This window comes from Burkholderia sp. AU31624, assembly GCF_020420065.1.
In the GTDB taxonomy this organism is placed as follows: domain Bacteria; phylum Pseudomonadota; class Gammaproteobacteria; order Burkholderiales; family Burkholderiaceae; genus Burkholderia.
The window spans coordinates 70823-85961 of the sequence record NZ_JAIZRT010000003.1; the positions used below are offsets into that span (position 1 = coordinate 70823).

18 protein-coding genes are annotated in these 15139 nt (G+C 68.2%); 11 read left to right on the top strand and 7 right to left on the bottom strand.

From position 1 onward, the window contains the following. Positions 1–31: 31 nt before the first annotated feature. The 6 genes from kdpA to LGM89_RS10640 all read right to left on the bottom strand — a co-directional run bounded on the left by kdpA (position 32) and on the right by LGM89_RS10640 (position 4615). Entirely contained in the window at positions 32–1837 is a 1806-nt protein-coding gene (gene kdpA / locus LGM89_RS10620) for a potassium-transporting ATPase subunit KdpA (RefSeq protein WP_226273038.1), read from the bottom strand. After that, positions 1834–1926, bottom strand: a complete 93-nt coding sequence (gene kdpF, locus LGM89_RS10625) for a K(+)-transporting ATPase subunit F (RefSeq protein WP_006752209.1) — start codon at positions 1924–1926, stop codon at positions 1834–1836. The genes kdpA and kdpF overlap by 4 nt, the downstream gene beginning before the upstream one ends. Continuing rightward, positions 1923–2045 (bottom strand): hypothetical protein, encoded by a 123-nt coding sequence (locus LGM89_RS37160; protein ID WP_256093628.1) that lies wholly within the window; start codon positions 2043–2045, stop codon positions 1923–1925. The genes kdpF and LGM89_RS37160 overlap by 4 nt, the downstream gene beginning before the upstream one ends. A gap of 199 nt (positions 2046–2244) precedes the next feature. Beyond that, complete coding sequence (locus tag LGM89_RS10630) at positions 2245–3219, bottom strand: quinone oxidoreductase family protein (protein ID WP_226273039.1); 975 nt, start codon at positions 3217–3219, stop codon at positions 2245–2247. Positions 3220–3394: 175 nt separating this feature from the next. Further along, positions 3395–3787, bottom strand: a complete 393-nt coding sequence (locus LGM89_RS10635; protein ID WP_043188929.1) for a methylglyoxal synthase — start codon at positions 3785–3787, stop codon at positions 3395–3397. A gap of 48 nt (positions 3788–3835) precedes the next feature. After that, positions 3836–4615, bottom strand: a complete 780-nt coding sequence (locus LGM89_RS10640) for an SDR family oxidoreductase (RefSeq protein ID WP_226207076.1) — start codon at positions 4613–4615, stop codon at positions 3836–3838. A gap of 230 nt (positions 4616–4845) precedes the next feature. On the opposite strand from LGM89_RS10640, the gene upp reads away from it, so the two are divergent. The 11 genes from upp to LGM89_RS10695 all read left to right on the top strand — a co-directional run bounded on the left by upp (position 4846) and on the right by LGM89_RS10695 (position 14878). Continuing rightward, complete coding sequence (gene upp / locus LGM89_RS10645; RefSeq protein WP_011352740.1) at positions 4846–5496, top strand: uracil phosphoribosyltransferase; 651 nt, start codon at positions 4846–4848, stop codon at positions 5494–5496. 217 nt (positions 5497–5713) lie between these two features. Then, a complete protein-coding gene (locus tag LGM89_RS10650) occupies positions 5714–6442 on the top strand; it encodes a YebC/PmpR family DNA-binding transcriptional regulator (protein ID WP_226273040.1) in 729 nt (242 codons plus the stop codon). Positions 6443–6546: 104 nt separating this feature from the next. Next, a complete protein-coding gene (gene purD, locus LGM89_RS10655; RefSeq protein ID WP_039370477.1) occupies positions 6547–7824 on the top strand; it encodes a phosphoribosylamine--glycine ligase in 1278 nt (425 codons plus the stop codon). A gap of 118 nt (positions 7825–7942) precedes the next feature. After that, positions 7943–8866 carry an oxygen-dependent coproporphyrinogen oxidase gene (gene hemF / locus LGM89_RS10660; RefSeq protein ID WP_039370475.1) on the top strand — a complete coding sequence of 308 codons (924 nt, stop codon included), beginning with the start codon at positions 7943–7945 and terminating at the stop codon, positions 8864–8866. Between the two features lie 3 nt (positions 8867–8869). Continuing rightward, positions 8870–9595, top strand: a complete 726-nt coding sequence (locus LGM89_RS10665; protein WP_226207185.1) for a nicotinate-nucleotide adenylyltransferase — start codon at positions 8870–8872, stop codon at positions 9593–9595. Between the two features lie 4 nt (positions 9596–9599). Next, the gene (gene rsfS / locus LGM89_RS10670; RefSeq protein ID WP_089495355.1) at positions 9600–10049 is read left to right on the top strand and encodes a ribosome silencing factor; all 450 of its coding nucleotides are present in this window, start codon (positions 9600–9602) and stop codon (positions 10047–10049) included. Positions 10050–10074: 25 nt separating this feature from the next. Beyond that, positions 10075–10545, top strand: coding sequence for a 23S rRNA (pseudouridine(1915)-N(3))-methyltransferase RlmH (rlmH, locus tag LGM89_RS10675; RefSeq protein WP_011352746.1), 471 nt, complete (start codon positions 10075–10077; stop codon positions 10543–10545). 51 nt (positions 10546–10596) lie between these two features. Further along, entirely contained in the window at positions 10597–11229 is a 633-nt protein-coding gene (locus tag LGM89_RS10680) for a Maf family protein (RefSeq protein WP_089495357.1), read from the top strand. Positions 11230–11236: 7 nt separating this feature from the next. Next, positions 11237–12706: a ribonuclease G gene (gene rng / locus LGM89_RS10685; RefSeq protein WP_069248507.1), complete on the top strand. Its 1470-nt coding sequence runs from the start codon at positions 11237–11239 to the stop codon at positions 12704–12706. A gap of 127 nt (positions 12707–12833) precedes the next feature. Next, positions 12834–13169: a YggL family protein gene (locus LGM89_RS10690; RefSeq protein WP_041492911.1), complete on the top strand. Its 336-nt coding sequence runs from the start codon at positions 12834–12836 to the stop codon at positions 13167–13169. 479 nt (positions 13170–13648) lie between these two features. Further along, positions 13649–14878: a collagen-like triple helix repeat-containing protein gene (locus tag LGM89_RS10695; RefSeq protein ID WP_226273041.1), complete on the top strand. Its 1230-nt coding sequence runs from the start codon at positions 13649–13651 to the stop codon at positions 14876–14878. Here LGM89_RS10695 and LGM89_RS10700 read toward each other — a convergent pair. Then, positions 14871–15068, bottom strand: a complete 198-nt coding sequence (locus LGM89_RS10700) for a hypothetical protein (RefSeq protein ID WP_226273042.1) — start codon at positions 15066–15068, stop codon at positions 14871–14873. The two genes, LGM89_RS10695 and LGM89_RS10700, sit on opposite strands and share 8 nt — an antisense overlap. Positions 15069–15139: the final 71 nt, after the last annotated feature.

The window sequence follows — 15139 nt, forward strand, 5'->3', positions numbered from 1 at the left end:
TCTTTTCAAGGTGTCGCCATGCGGGCGCGTATCACGCGCCCAGCCACATCATCAGGTGCTCGACGCCCGGGCCGAGCGCGAGCGCCGGCACGTAGGTCAGCGCGCCCACCAGCAGCACGGTGCCGAGCAGCAGCACGACGAACAGCGGACCGTGCGTCGGCAGCGTGCCGCTCGTCGCCGCGATGCGCTTCTTCGCGGCGAGCGAGCCGGCGATCGCCAGCACCGGCACGATCGTGCCGAAGCGGCCGAACCACATCGCGATCGCGGTCGTCCAGTTGTAGAACGGCGTGCCGACCGTCAGGCCCGCGAACGCGCTGCCGTTGTTGTTGGCGGCCGAGCTGAACGCGTACAGGATTTCCGAGAAGCCGTGCGGCCCCGGGTTCGCGATGCCGGCCTTGCCCGCATCGGCGAGCACGGCGATCGACGTGCCGACCAGCACCAGCAGCGGCGTGAGCAGCACGACGATCGACACCATCTTCATCTCGTACGACTCGATCTTCTTGCCGACGTATTCCGGCGTGCGGCCGATCATCAGGCCGGCGACGAACACCGCGAGCAGCGCGAACACGAGCATCCCGTAGAGACCCGAGCCGACCCCGCCGTAGATCACTTCGCCCAGCTGCATCAGCAGCATCGGCACGAGGCCGCCGAGCGGCGTCAGCGAATCGTGCATCGTGTCGACGGCGCCGCACGACGCGGCCGTGGTCGCGACCGTGAAGATGCCGGTCTGCGCGATGCCGAAGCGCGTTTCCTTGCCTTCCATGTTGCCGCCCGGCTGCAGCGCGCTCGCCGACTGGTCGACGTGCAGCGCGGCGAGCGTCGGGTTGCCGGCCTGCTCGGCGCTCACCTCGAAGCCGATCGCGAGCACGAACGCGACCGTCATCGCCGCGAGCACGGCGATGCCCTGCCGGCGGTCGCCGATCATGCGGCCGAACACGAGACACAGCGCGGCCGGGATGATCAGGATCGCGAAGATCTGCAGGAAGTTCGCGAACGGCGTCGGGTTCTCGTACGGGTGCGCGGAGTTCGCGTTGAAGAAGCCGCCACCGTTGGTGCCGAGCATCTTGATCGCTTCCTGCGACGCAACCGGGCCCATCGCGAGCGTCTGCTTCGTGAGCGGGGTCGGCACCGTGACCGGGTTGCCCTTGTCGTCCTTCACCGGATTGCCCTGTGCGTCGAGCTTCGGCGCGGCGTAGGTGCTCGCCTGCAGCACCGGCACGTCCTGGTACGACTTCATGTTCTGGATCACGCCCTGGCTCATCAGCAGCGCGGCGATGATCATCGACATCGGCACGAGCACGTACATCGTCACGCGCGTGAGGTCGACCCAGAAGTTGCCGATGGTCTGCGCGGTATGACGCGCGAAGCCGCGGATCAGCGCGATCACGACGACGATCCCGGTTGCCGCCGACAGGAAGTTCTGCACGGTCAGGCCGAGCATTTGCGTCAGGTAGCTGACGGTCTGCTCGGGCGTGTAGTCCTGCCAGTTCGTGTTGGTGACGAAGCTGACGGCCGTGTTGAACGCGCCGTCGACCGTCATCGCACCGAACTGCTGCGGGTTGCCGGGCAGGAAGCCCTGCAGGCGCAGCAGGCCGTAGAGGAACAGCGCGCCGAGCGCATTGAACGCGATCGTCGCGATCGCGTACTGCTTCCAGTTCATCTCGCTGCCGGCGTCGACGCCGGCGATGCGATACAGCGCGCGCTCGAGCGGCCCGAACACGCGCACGACGCGCGCGCTGCCGTCCATCACCGCGGACAGATAGCGCGCGACAGGCACGGCCGCCGCCAGCAGCACGACAATGAAGAACAGCGTCTGAAAGAGATTGTTCGCGTTCATTCGATGTCCTCCGCGCGCAGCAGCGCAAAGACGAGATACGCGAACAGCAGGGCCGTCGAGGCGCCCGCCAGCCAAAGCATCCAGGTCATGCTCGCCCCCCGCGACCGTATTGCACGAGCTTGTCGCAACCAGCAATCAAACCGAGGATCAGCGCGGTGAAGAGCACCAGTGCGCCGATAAATACCCCATCCATTTTTCTGTTCTCCATCGTCGAAATCAGACGACTAGAACCTTATGGGAACGCACGTAAAGGACGGGTCAAAGGTATCGGGGCGCGTATAAAAAACGCGTAAACGCGGAATTCGGGGGAGGACGACGGGAACCGGGAGGCGGGAGGCGGGACGGACGGCGCCGTGGCGCCGCCCGGACCCGCCCGGGCCGGCATGGCGCCGGCACGGGGAGGCAGGTCAGGGAACGAGGATCGTCGAGCCGGTGGTCTTGCGCGCTTCGAGATCTTCATGCGCGCGGCCGACTTCAGCGAGCGGGTAGCGCTGGTTGATGCTCGTCTTCACCTTGCCCGACAGCAGCACGTCGAACAGTTCGGCGGCAGCGGATTCGAGATCGGCGCGCTTCGCGATGTACGAGAACAGCGTAGGCCGCGTAAAGAACAGCGACCCGCGCGACGAGAATTCCTTCGAGTCGATCGGCGGCAGCGGGCCCGATGCGTTGCCGAAGCTGACGAAATAGCCGAGCGGCGCAAGGCTATCGAGCGAGCCGATGTAGGTGTCCTTGCCGATCGAGTCGTAGACGACCGGCACGCCGGCGCCGTTCGTGATCTCCTTCACGCGCTGCGTGAAGTTCTCGCGCGTGTAGACGATCGGATGGTCGCAGCCGTGCGCCTTCGCGAGTGTGGCCTTCTCGTCGGAGCCGACCGTCCCGATCACGGTCGCGCCGAGCGCCTTCGCCCACTGGCACACCAGAAGGCCGACACCGCCGGCCGCCGCGTGGATCAGGATCGTGTCGCCGGCCTTCACCGGATACGTGCGGCGCAGCAGGTAGTGCGCGGTCAGGCCCTGCAGCATCACCGACGCCGCGTCGTCGTAGCTGATGCCGTCCGGCAGCTTCACGAGCCGCTCGGCCGGCATCACGCGTTCCTGCGCGTAGGCGCCCGGCGGCTGCCCGACGTACGCGACGCGGTCGCCCGCCTTGAACGTGGTCACGCCTTCGCCGACGGCCGTCACCTCGCCTGCCGCCTCCATCCCGAGACCGCCGGGCAGCGCTTGCGGGTAAAGGCCGGTACGGAAATAAACGTCGATGTAGTTGAGGCCGACCGCGTGCTGCCGGATGCGGACTTCACCTGCCCTCGGTTCGCCGACCTCGACATCGACCCACTTCATCACGTCCGGGCCGCCCGGCTGGTCGTATCGGATTGCTTTCGGCATCGTTTCGCTCCTCGTTTCTGATTCGGTCAGGGAAAAATCCGGGTCGCCGATCCGCGGAGCCGGCCTCATCTGGGTACCGGGCGGCAGGCGCGCGTCGCGACGCACGATTCTCGCGCGCCGCGGCCATCCGTGCATGGCCCTGCCGCCAGCAGGGGCAATCGGGCGCGGGCCGCCCTCAGCAGACGTCCTGCATGTTGCGCGCCAGATCGTCGAGCAGCATCCGCGCGGTGGCGACGTTGGTCGCGACCGGCACGTCGTGCACGTCGCAGGCGCGCACGAGCGCGGTGATGTCGGGGTCGTGCGGCTGCGCGGTCATCGGATCGCGCAGGAACACGACGATGTCGATGCGGCCGTCGGCCAGTTCCGCACCGATCTGCAGGTCGCCGCCGAGCGGCCCCGACAGCTTGCGCTCGACCTCGAGCCCGTGCGCGTCCGCGATGCGGCCGCCCGTCGTGCCGGTCGCCACCAGCCGGCATTGCGCGAGCGTCGTGCGGAATTCGCCCGCGAGCGCGACGATCTCGTCCTTCTTCGCGTCGTGCGCAATCAATGCGATGCGGGGTTTGCTCATCTCCAGATCCTTCGTTTCAGGTGGTTGTCGTGAAAGGCGGCGCGTGCGTCAGAACGTGCCGGGATACGAGCCGCCGTCGAGCAGCCAGTTCTGCCCGGTGATGTAGCCGGCGTGCACGCTGCACAGGAACGCGCACGCCGCGCCGAATTCCGCACGCGTGCCGAGACGGCCGGCCGGGATGTCCTTCGTGCGCCGCGCGCGCATCTCGTCGACCGTCACGCCCTGCGCCTTCGCCGACGCGGCGAGCGTGGTCGCGATCCGGTCGGTGTCGAACAGGCCCGGCAACAGGTTGTTGATCGTCACGCCCTGCCCCGCGACCTTGCGCGACAGCCCCGCGACGAAGCCGGTCAGCCCCGAGCGCGCGCCGTTCGACAGCGCGAGCACGTCGATCGGCGCCTTCACGGCCGAGCTCGTGATGTTGACGATCCGGCCGAAGCCGCGCGCGATCATCCCGTCGACGGTCGCGCGGATCAGCTCGATCGGCGTCAGCATGTTCGATTCGAGCGCGCGGATCCAGTCGTCGTGCGAGAAGTCGCGGAAGTCGCCGGGCGGCGGGCCGCCGGCATTCGTCACGAGAATGTCCGGCTGCGGGCACGCGGCGAGCGCGGCCGCGCGCCCGTCCGGCGTCGTGATGTCGCAGGCGACCGCGGTCACCGACACGTTCGCGCCGGCGCGGATCTCCTCCGCGGTTTCCTCCAGCGTGGCGCGCGTGCGCGCGACGATCACGAGGTTCACGCCCTCGGCGGCCAGCGCTTCCGCGCAGCCGCGACCGAGACCCTTGCTGGCCGCGCACACCAGCGCGGTCTTTCCTTCGATGCCGAGATCCATCGTCGATTCCTTGGTGGCGACACGCGCCGGCTCGGCCCGATCACGCCGGCGCACGGACCCCGGACGGGTCAGGCGGGCAATCGGGCGGGCGCGGGCGCGCGGATTGTCGTGAGACGTCGATATTATCCGGATCATGCGGCGCGCCTTGGTAAAATTGCGGACATAAGCGCGCGGCCGGCTTGCGCCCGCCGCCGCCCCCGATCCTCTTTTGCCGCCAAGGCGCCTCCGTCATGAAACAGGACAGCCGTTTCCCGAATCTCTTCATCACCGATCACCCGCTGATCCAGCACAAGCTCACGCACATGCGCGACAAGGACACGTCCACGCGCACGTTCCGCGAGCTGCTGCGCGAAATCACGCTGCTGATGGGTTACGAGATCACCCGCAACCTGCCGATCACGACCAAGCGGGTCGAAACCCCGCTCGTCGAGGTCGACGCGCCGGTGATCGCGGGCAAGAAGCTGGCGATCGTGCCCGTGCTGCGCGCGGGCATCGGGATGTCGGACGGCCTGCTCGACCTGGTTCCGTCCGCCCGCGTCGGCCACATCGGCGTGTATCGCGCCGACGACCATCGCCCGGTCGAATACCTGGTGCGCCTGCCGGATCTGGAAGACCGCATCTTCATCCTGTGCGACCCGATGGTCGCGACCGGCTACTCGGCCGTGCACGCGGTCGACGTGCTGAAGCGCCGCAACGTGCCGGCCGCGAACATCATGTTCGTCGCGCTGGTCGCGGCGCCCGAAGGCGTGCAGGTGTTCCAGGACGCGCACCCGGACGTGAAGCTGTTCGTCGCGTCGCTCGATTCGCACCTGAACGAGCATGCGTACATCGTGCCGGGCCTCGGCGACGCGGGCGACCGCCTGTTCGGCACCAAGAACTGAGCGCCTGTACGGCCGCGCGGCGCGCGGCCCGGCTCGCGACGGCCCGCCTGGCCGTCCGGCCATGCGCGGCGGCCCCGATCCGGCGGTCGCCGCGTGATAAAATCTCGATCCACTCGACACGCGCGGCCCCGCGGCTTCATGCCCGCCGAAACGGCCGCCGATTCAACGACACATTGAAACAATCGCCCGCGCTGTGCGCCCGGGCACGGAGAAAGGTATGGCTGGTCATTCGAAATGGGCCAACATCAAGCATAAGAAGGCAGCGGCCGACGCGAAGCGCGGCAAGATCTGGACCCGCCTGATCAAGGAAATCCAGGTCGCGGCGCGCCTCGGCGGCGGTGACGTCAACTCGAACCCGCGCCTGCGTCTGGCGGTCGACAAGGCGGCCGACGCGAACATGCCGAAGGACAACGTCAAGCGCGCGATCGATCGCGGCGTCGGCGGCGCGGATGGCGCGAACTACGAGGAAATCCGCTACGAAGGCTACGGCATCAGCGGCGCGGCGATCATCGTCGACACGCTGACCGACAACCGCACCCGCACGGTCGCGGAAGTCCGCCATGCGTTCTCGAAGTTCGGCGGCAACATGGGCACCGACGGCTCGGTCGCGTTCATGTTCGATCACGTCGGCCAGTTCCTGTTCGCACCGGGCACGTCGGAAGACGCGCTGATGGAAGCCGCGCTCGAAGCCGGCGCGAACGACGTGAACACGAACGACGACGGTTCGATCGAAGTGCTGTGCGACTGGCAGGCATTCTCGGTGGTGAAGGACGCGCTCGAAGCCGGCGGCTTCAAGGCCGAGCTCGCCGAAGTGACGATGAAGCCGCAGAACGAAGTCGAATTCACCGGCGACGACGCGGCGAAGATGCAGAAGCTCCTCGACGCGCTCGAGAACCTCGACGACGTGCAGGACGTGTATACGAACGCCGTCATCGTCGAGGAATGAGGTGCCGGCCGCCGTGTTCCTGTCGCGGCGGCGGCCCGACCGAATCCGCGGCCGGCGCGCCTGAGCGTGCCGGCCGCCCTGTTTTCTAGTCTGCGGGGAATCCCATGAAACTACTCGTCGTCGGTTCCGGCGGCCGCGAACATGCGCTGGCGTGGAAGCTCGCGCAGTCGCCGCGCGTCCAGATGGTCTACGTCGCGCCCGGCAATGGCGGCACGGCGCAGGACGAGCGCCTGAAGAACGTCGACATCACGGCGCTCGACGAACTCGCCGATTTCGCGGAACGCGAAGGCGTCGCGTTCACGCTCGTCGGGCCGGAAGCGCCGCTCGCGGCCGGCATCGTCAACCTGTTCCGCGCGCGCGGCCTGAAGGTCTTCGGCCCGACCCGCGAAGCCGCGCAGCTCGAGAGCTCGAAGGATTTCGCGAAGGCGTTCATGAAGCGCCACGGCATCCCGACCGCCGAGTACGAAACGTTCTCCGACGTGGCCGCCGCGCACGCGTACATCGACGCGAAGGGTGCGCCGATCGTCGTGAAGGCCGACGGCCTCGCGGCCGGCAAGGGTGTCGTCGTCGCGATGACGCTCGAAGAAGCGCACGAAGCGGTCGACATGATGCTGTCGGGCAACAAGCTCGGCGACGCCGGCGCGCGTGTCGTGATCGAGGAATTCCTCGACGGCGAGGAAGCGAGCTTCATCGTGATGGTCGACGGCAAGCACGCGCTGGCGCTGGCGTCCAGCCAGGACCACAAGCGCCTGCTGGATGAAGACCGCGGCCCGAACACCGGCGGCATGGGTGCATATTCGCCCGCGCCGATCGTCACGCCGCAGATGCACGCACGCGTGATGCGCGAGATCATCATGCCGACCGTACGCGGGATGGAGAAGGACGGCATCCGCTTCACGGGCTTCCTGTATGCGGGCCTGATGATCGACAAGGAAGGCAATCCGCGCACGCTCGAGTTCAACTGCCGGATGGGCGACCCGGAAACGCAGCCGATCATGGCGCGCCTGAAGAGCGATTTCTCGAAGGTCGTCGAGCAGGCGATCGCGGGCACGCTCGACACGGTCGAGCTCGACTGGGACCGCCGCACCGCGCTGGGCGTCGTGCTGGCCGCGCACGGTTATCCGGACGCGCCGCGCAAGGGCGACCGCATCAACGGAATCCCGGCCGAGACCGAACAGGCCGTCACGTTCCATGCAGGCACGACGCTCGACGGCGACAAGCTGACGACGTCCGGCGGCCGCGTGCTGTGCGTGGTCGGCCTCGCCGATTCGGTACGCGAAGCGCAGCAGCATGCGTACGAGACGATCAACCAGATCAATTTCGAAGGCATGCAGTACCGCCGCGACATCGGCTTCCGCGCGCTCAACCGCAAGAGCGCCTGACGTTGCAATTGCCGCCCCGCCCGCGCGCGGCGGCGGCCCCTCTGCCGGGGTTCGTTAGAATGCCCGGCAGAAGCCTTTTTTACGGCCCCCGCTTCGGGCGGGGGCACCCAGCCCAGACATGACCGATTCGACCTACGACGTAGCGCGCGTGCGCACGTACCTCCAGGGCCTGCAGACACGCATCGCCGACGCGCTCGGCGCGCTCGACGGTACGCCGCTCGCGACCGACGCATGGCAACGCGGGCCGGCCGAACGCCTGCGCGGCGGCGGCTGCACGCGGATTCTCGAAGGCGGCCGCGTGTTCGAACGCGCGGGGATCGGCTTTTCCGACGTCGCGGGCGATGCGCTGCCGCCGTCGGCGAGCGCGGCGCGCCCGCAGCTCGCGGGCCGCGGCTTCGAGGCACTCGGCGTGTCGCTGGTGCTGCACCCGCGCAATCCGTATTGCCCGACCGTACACATGAACGTGCGAATGCTGATCGCGACGAAACCGGGCGAAGAGCCCGTGTTCTGGTTCGGCGGCGGCATGGATCTGACACCGGTGTACGGTTTCGAGGACGACGCCCGGCATTTCCACCAGACCTGCAAGGACGCGCTCGACCCGTTCGGCGTCGAGCTCTACCCGCGCTTCAAGAAATGGTGCGACGAGTATTTCTTCCTGAAGCACCGCAACGAGATGCGCGGCATCGGCGGGATCTTCTTCGACGATTTCTCGGAGCCCGGTTTCGAACGCTCGTTTGACATGATGCAAAGCGTCGGCGACGCGTTCCTGCAGGCCTACCTGCCGATCGTCGAGCGCCGCGCCGAGCTGCCGTACGGCGAGCGCGAGCGAGACTTCCAGGCGTACCGCCGCGGCCGCTACGTCGAATTCAACCTCGTGTTCGATCGCGGCACGTTGTTCGGCCTGCAAAGCGGCGGCCGGACTGAGTCGATCCTGATGTCGATGCCGCCGGTCGCGAACTGGCGCTACAACTGGCAGCCCGAGCCGGGTTCGCCGGAAGCGCGCCTGTACAGCGACTTCATCGTGCCGCGCGACTGGGTCTGACCCCTGCCTCAAGCAAAGGACGCGTTTCTGGACACCACCGCCCGCCCCGCCCCGCTGCCGCGTCGTATCGGCTTGCTGGGCGGCACTTTCGACCCGATCCACGACGGCCATCTCGCGCTCGCGCGTCGGTTCGCCGAACTGCTCGGCCTGACCGAACTCGTGCTGCTGCCCGCCGGGCAGCCGTACCAGAAGCGTGACGTGTCGGCCGCCGAGCATCGGCTCGCGATGACGCGCGCGGCCGCCGGCTCGCTGTCCGTGCCGGGCGTGACCGTGACCGTCGCCACCGACGAGATCGAGCACGCCGGCCCGACCTACACGGTCGAGACGCTCGCGCGCTGGCGCGAGCGGATCGGCCCAGGCGCATCGCTGTCGCTGCTGATCGGCGCCGACCAGCTCGTGCGCCTCGACACGTGGCGCGACTGGCGCAAGCTGTTCGACTACGCGCACATCTGCGTGTCGACGCGCCCGGGGTTCGACCTCGGCGCGGCGCCGCCGGACGTCGCGCAGGAAATCACCGCGCGGCAAGCCGGCGCCGGCGTGCTCAAGGCCACGCCGGCAGGCCACCTGCTGATCGATACGACCCTTTCGTTCGACATTGCCGCGACCGACATCCGCGCCCACCTGCGCGAATGCATCGCGCGCCATGCGCAAATGCCCGACGCATCGGCCGAGCATGTGCCGGCCGCCGTATGGGCCTATATTCTTCAACATCGCCTCTACCATTCCTGAATCCATGGATATTCGCAAACTGCAGCGCGTGATCGTCGATGCCCTCGAAGACGTCAAGGCGCAAGACATCAAGGTGTTCAACACCAGCCACCTGACCGAACTGTTCGACCGCGTGGTCGTCGCTTCGGGCACCTCCAACCGCCAGACCAAGGCGCTCGCGTCGAGCGTGCGTGACAAGGTCAAGGAAGCCGGCGGCGACATCGTCAGCTCCGAAGGCGAAGACACCGGCGAATGGGTGCTCGTCGACTGCGGCGACGCGGTCGTGCACATCCTGCAACCGGCCCTGCGCCAGTACTACAACCTCGAGGAAATCTGGGGCGACAAGCCCGTGCGGATGAAGCTCGGCGGCGGCAAGGGGAACGGCTTCGCCACGGCCAGCGAAGGCGACGACGAAGAAGAGGAGGAAGCCGCGCCCGCACGCCCGGCGCGCAAGACGGCCGCTCGCCGCCGTTGAGCCCCGAGTCGTCAAGCGTCTTCCGATGAAGCTTTTCATCCTTGCGGTCGGCCACAAGATGCCGGGCTGGATCGCATCCGGCTTCGACGAATACACGAAGCGGATGCCGCCCGAGCTGCGCATCGAGTTGCGCGAGATCAAGCCCGAACTGCGTTCGGGCGGCCGCAGCGCCGAGAGCGTGATGGCGGCCGAGCGGCAGAAGATCGAGGCCGCGCTGCCGAAGGGCGCGCGCCTCGTCGCGCTCGACGAGCGCGGCCGCGACTGGACCACGATGCAGCTCGCGCAGGCGCTACCCGGCTGGCAGCAGGACGGCCGCGACGTCGCGTTCGTGATCGGCGGCGCCGACGGGCTCGACCCCGAACTGAAAGCGCGTGCCGACACGCTGCTGCGCATCTCGAGCATGACGCTGCCGCACGGGATGGTGCGCGTGCTGCTCGCCGAACAGCTTTACCGGGCGTGGAGCATCACGCAGAATCACCCCTACCACCGCGCATGACGTGTCGTCCTCGAGACGCGCGCCACGCGCGCACACCGAGATAACGACACCATGCCGTCCAGCACGCCCCCCGCGCTTTTCCCGACCCTTTACCTCGCTTCGCAAAGCCCGCGCCGCCAGGAGCTGCTGCAGCAGATCGGCGTACGCTTCGAGTTGCTGCTGCCGCGCCCCGACGAGGATGCCGAGGCGCTCGAGGCCGAACTGCCCGGCGAAGCCGCCGATGCGTACGTGCGGCGCGTGACCATCGCCAAGGCCGAGGCTGCGCGTGCGCGCCTCGTCGCAAGCGGCAAGCCGGCCTCGCCGGTGCTGGTCGCCGATACGACCGTCACGATCGACGGCGCGATCCTCGGCAAGCCGGCCGACGCCGACGACGCGCTCGCGATGCTCACGCGCCTCGCCGGCCGCGAGCACGCGGTGCTGACCGCCGTCGCCGTGATCGATGCCGACGGCGAACTGCTGCCGCCCGCGCTGTCGCGCTCGTCGGTGCGTTTCGCGGCCGCGTCGCGCGACGCGTACGCGCGCTACGTCGCATCGGGCGAGCCGTTCGGCAAGGCCGGCGCGTATGCGATCCAGGGGCGCGCCGCCGAGTTCATCGAGCGAATCGACGGTTCCCATTCAGGTATCATGGGTCTGCCCCTTTTTGAGACTGCCGCGCTGCTCCGCACCGCGCGCGTCGCCTTCTGAACCCACCATGAACGAAGAAATCCTGATCAACCTCACGCCGCAGGAAACGCGGGTCGCACTCGTCCAGCAAGGCGCGGTGCAGGAGCTTCACGTCGAGCGCACGCTGTCGCGCGGGCGGGTCGGCAACATCTATCTCGGCAAGGTCGTGCGCGTGCTGCCCGGCATGCAGTCGGCGTTCATCGACATCGGCCTCGAACGCGCGGCGTTCCTGCATGTCGCCGACATCTGGCATCCGCGCCTCGCGGGCGAGCCGCAGTCGGGCACGCCGCACCAGCCGATCGAGAAGATCGTGTTCGAAGGCCAGACGCTGATGGTCCAGGTGATCAAGGACCCGATCGGCACGAAGGGCGCGCGGCTGTCGACGCAGGTCAGCATCGCGGGCCGCACGCTCGTCTACCTGCCGCAGGAGCCGCATATCGGCATCTCGCAGAAGATCGAGAGCGAGGCCGAACGCGAGGCCGTGCGCGCGCGCCTGACGGCCGTGATCCCGCCGGACGAGAAAGGCGGCTACATCGTGCGCACGATCGCCGAGGATGCCACCTCCGACGAGCTCGCCGGCGACGTCACGTACCTGCGCAAGACGTGGGCGACGATCGTCGCCCAGGCACAGCGGCTGCCGGCGACGAGCCTGCTGTACCAGGATCTCGATCTCGCGCAGCGCGTGCTGCGCGATTTCGCGAACGACGACACGACCCGCATCCAGGTCGATTCGCGCGAGACGTACCAGCGCCTGTCGGAATTCGCGGGCGAATTCACGCCGGCCGTGAGCCCGAAGCTGCACCACTACACGGGCGAGCGTCCGCTGTTCGACCTGTACAACATCGAGACGGAGATCCAGCGCGCGCTGTCGCGTCGTGTCGACCTGAAGTCGGGCGGTTACCTGATGATCGACCAGACCGAGGCGATGACGACGATCGACGTGAACACGGGCGGCTACGTCGGCGCGCGCAACTTCGACGACACGATCTTCAAGACCAACCTCGAGGCCGCGCATACGATCGCGCGGCAGCTGCGGCTGCGCAACCTCGGCGGGATCATCATCATCGACTTCATCGACATGGAGAACGCCGAGCATCGCGACGCGGTGCTGTCCGAGTTGAAGAAAGCGCTGTCGCGCGACCGCACGCGCGTGACCGTCAACGGGTTCTCGCAGCTCGGGCTCGTCGAGATGACGCGCAAGCGCACGCGCGAATCGCTCGCGCACGTGCTGTGCGAACCGTGCCCGACCTGCCAGGGCAAGGGCCAGGTGAAGACGTCGCGCACCGTGTGCTACGACATCCTGCGCGAGATCCTGCGCGAGTCGCGGCAGTTCAACCCGCGCGAATTCCGCGTGATCGCCGCGCAGCAGGTGATCGACCTGTTCCTCGACGAGGAGTCGCAGCATCTCGCGATGCTGATCGACTTCATCGGCAAGCCGGTGTCGCTGCAGGTCGAATCGAACCTGAGCCAGGAGCAGTACGATATCGTGCTGATGTAACGTTCCGTCCATCCGCCGCCGGCATCGCCGCGCGGCGCTTCGATGCGGCGCCCGGGCCGCCCGCGCATGTCGCGCCGGCACCCGCCGCCGCCCTTTCACCCTACCCTTTTCGCATTCACCACACACCATGAGCCAAGGCCACAACCGCCGCCAGCGCAAGAAACTCCACATCGGCGAATTCCAGGAACTCGCGTTCAACGCCACCGCGCATTACCGCAACGAAATGACCGACCTCGAGCGCGGCGAACTGATCGATGCGTTCATCGACTTCGTCGAAGCGAACGGGCTGCTGACCGTCGCGTCGGCGGACGAAGGCATCGGCGCTTACGTGATTTCCGGCGCGCCGCGCGGCACGACGACCGACGCCGACCGCGAGCTCGTGCGCGGCTGGCTGGCCGCACGGCCGGAACTGACCGACGTCAAGGTCAGCGAATTCACCGACGCGTGGTACCCGGAAGCCTGAGTTTCCGGCTCCACGCCCGTCACGCAGCGCCCGCGCCTGCCCGCCGCCACGGCGGGTGAGGGCGGCGCCGCCCCGTTCCCTCCGCCTCGCCTCCCCACCCTCTCCCGCCATCGCGCGACATCCGCGCCACCGGCACCGACTCACACGATTTCCGCCGCGTCGACGGTGATTACCCCGATTTCGGCAGTGAATCGGACGCTTACTTCAATTTAACGTTGCTTAAAAGACGTCTCGCGCCGGCAGACCTACTCTGATCGCCAGGAATCCGATGTTTTCCGGTGCGATCGGCAAGCAAGACGAAAGAATGCAAACCGCTCGCCCGACCGATGTTCCGGATTCCGGTACGGGCGAAAGCGCGACACGGCGACAGGTCAATCAGGGAGACAACCAACCATGCGCCAGCCGCTTCCCCATCGCAGCGACACATTGACGCACGCGAAGGCCGCCTGACCCCACTCTCCAACGAATACGAGGACGACATGGATACGCCGACCACCCATCAGGCAGGATTCCGAATGATCATGATCGCGGCTGGCGTCGCAGCGCTGGTGTCGCTGTCCGCGTGCGGCGGCTCCGGCTCGCTGAGCCAGGGCACCGGCGGCGCAGGATCGGGTTCGGGCGACACGACGGCCACGACCGGCGGCACGAGCAACGGCTCGGGCAACGGTTCCGGCAGCGGCTCGACCGTCGGCAGCACGGGCAGCGGCAGCGGCTCGGGCACCGGCTCGGCGGGCAGCGGCGCATCCGCCAATGCGCTCGGCCAGACGATCGACTCGTCGAGCAACATCGTGACAGCTGCGGGCGGCGCGGTATCGAGCGTCGGCACGACGATCGCGGGCCAGTCGGTGCCCGGCGCCAATGCGTCGACCACGCAAGGTCTCGGCACGGTCGTGCAGGATGCCGGCGCGGCCGTCACGACGCTCGGCACCGGCCTCGGCTCGGGGCTCGGCCAGCTCGGCGCATCGTCGAACCCGGTCGGCACGACGGTCGCGAGCACCGGCGGCGTGGTCACGAACCTCGGCGACGCGATCGCCGCGACCGGCGGCGTCGTGTCGAGCCTCGGCGCCAGCGGTTCGGCGCTGGCACCGCTCGCGCCCGTCACGTCGCCGGTCGGCGGCGCGGTCACGATGCTCGGCAATACGATCGCCGGCGGCGGCGCGACGCTCGGCACGCAGTTGTCGACCGGCCCCGTCGCGCAGGTCACGGGCGCCGCCAGCTCGGCGATCACGCCGATCACGATGCAGGTCGGGTCGGTCACGCAGACGGTCGCGTCGAGCACGCCGCTCGGCGCACCGCTCACGAACCTCGTGACGACGGTCGGCAACGGCGTCGCGAACGCCGGCACGACGATCGCGAAAACCGGCGGGAATCCGGTAACGACCGGCGTCGGCAACGTCGTCACCGCGACCGGCAACACGGTGGCCACCGCCGGCACGGCACTGCTGGGCGGTGGCGGCGCCGCGACGAGCCCGCTCGCGCCGGTCACGGGGCTCTTGTCGACGGGCGCACTCGGCGGCGCGACGGGTGGCAGCAACCCGGCAGGTGCGCTCACGTCGGCGGTCGGCACCGTGACGGGAGCGGTGTCGGGCGCAGCCGGCAGCTCGCCCGTCGCGGGGCTGACGGGCGGCAGCGGCACCGGTGCGCTCTCGAAAACGGGCGGCGGCGTGCTCGCCCCCGTGACGACGACGCTCGGCGCGCTGGTCAAGTAAGCGGCAGGCCGGCACGGCGCCCGCATCGTCGCAGACGATCGGGCGCCTTAGCCTTAGCCTTAGCCTTAGCCTTAGCCTTAGCCTTAGCCTTAGCCTTAGCCTTAGCCTTAGCCTTGGCCTTGGCCTTGGCCTTGGCCTTGGCCTTGGCCTTGGCCTTAGCCTTAGCCTTGGCCTTGGCCTTGGCCGGCATTCAACCCCCTTCCCCACCCCGCGATCCCTTCCTTTTCCCGACAGTCCGCCTCCAGCCAGCCATCGACATCG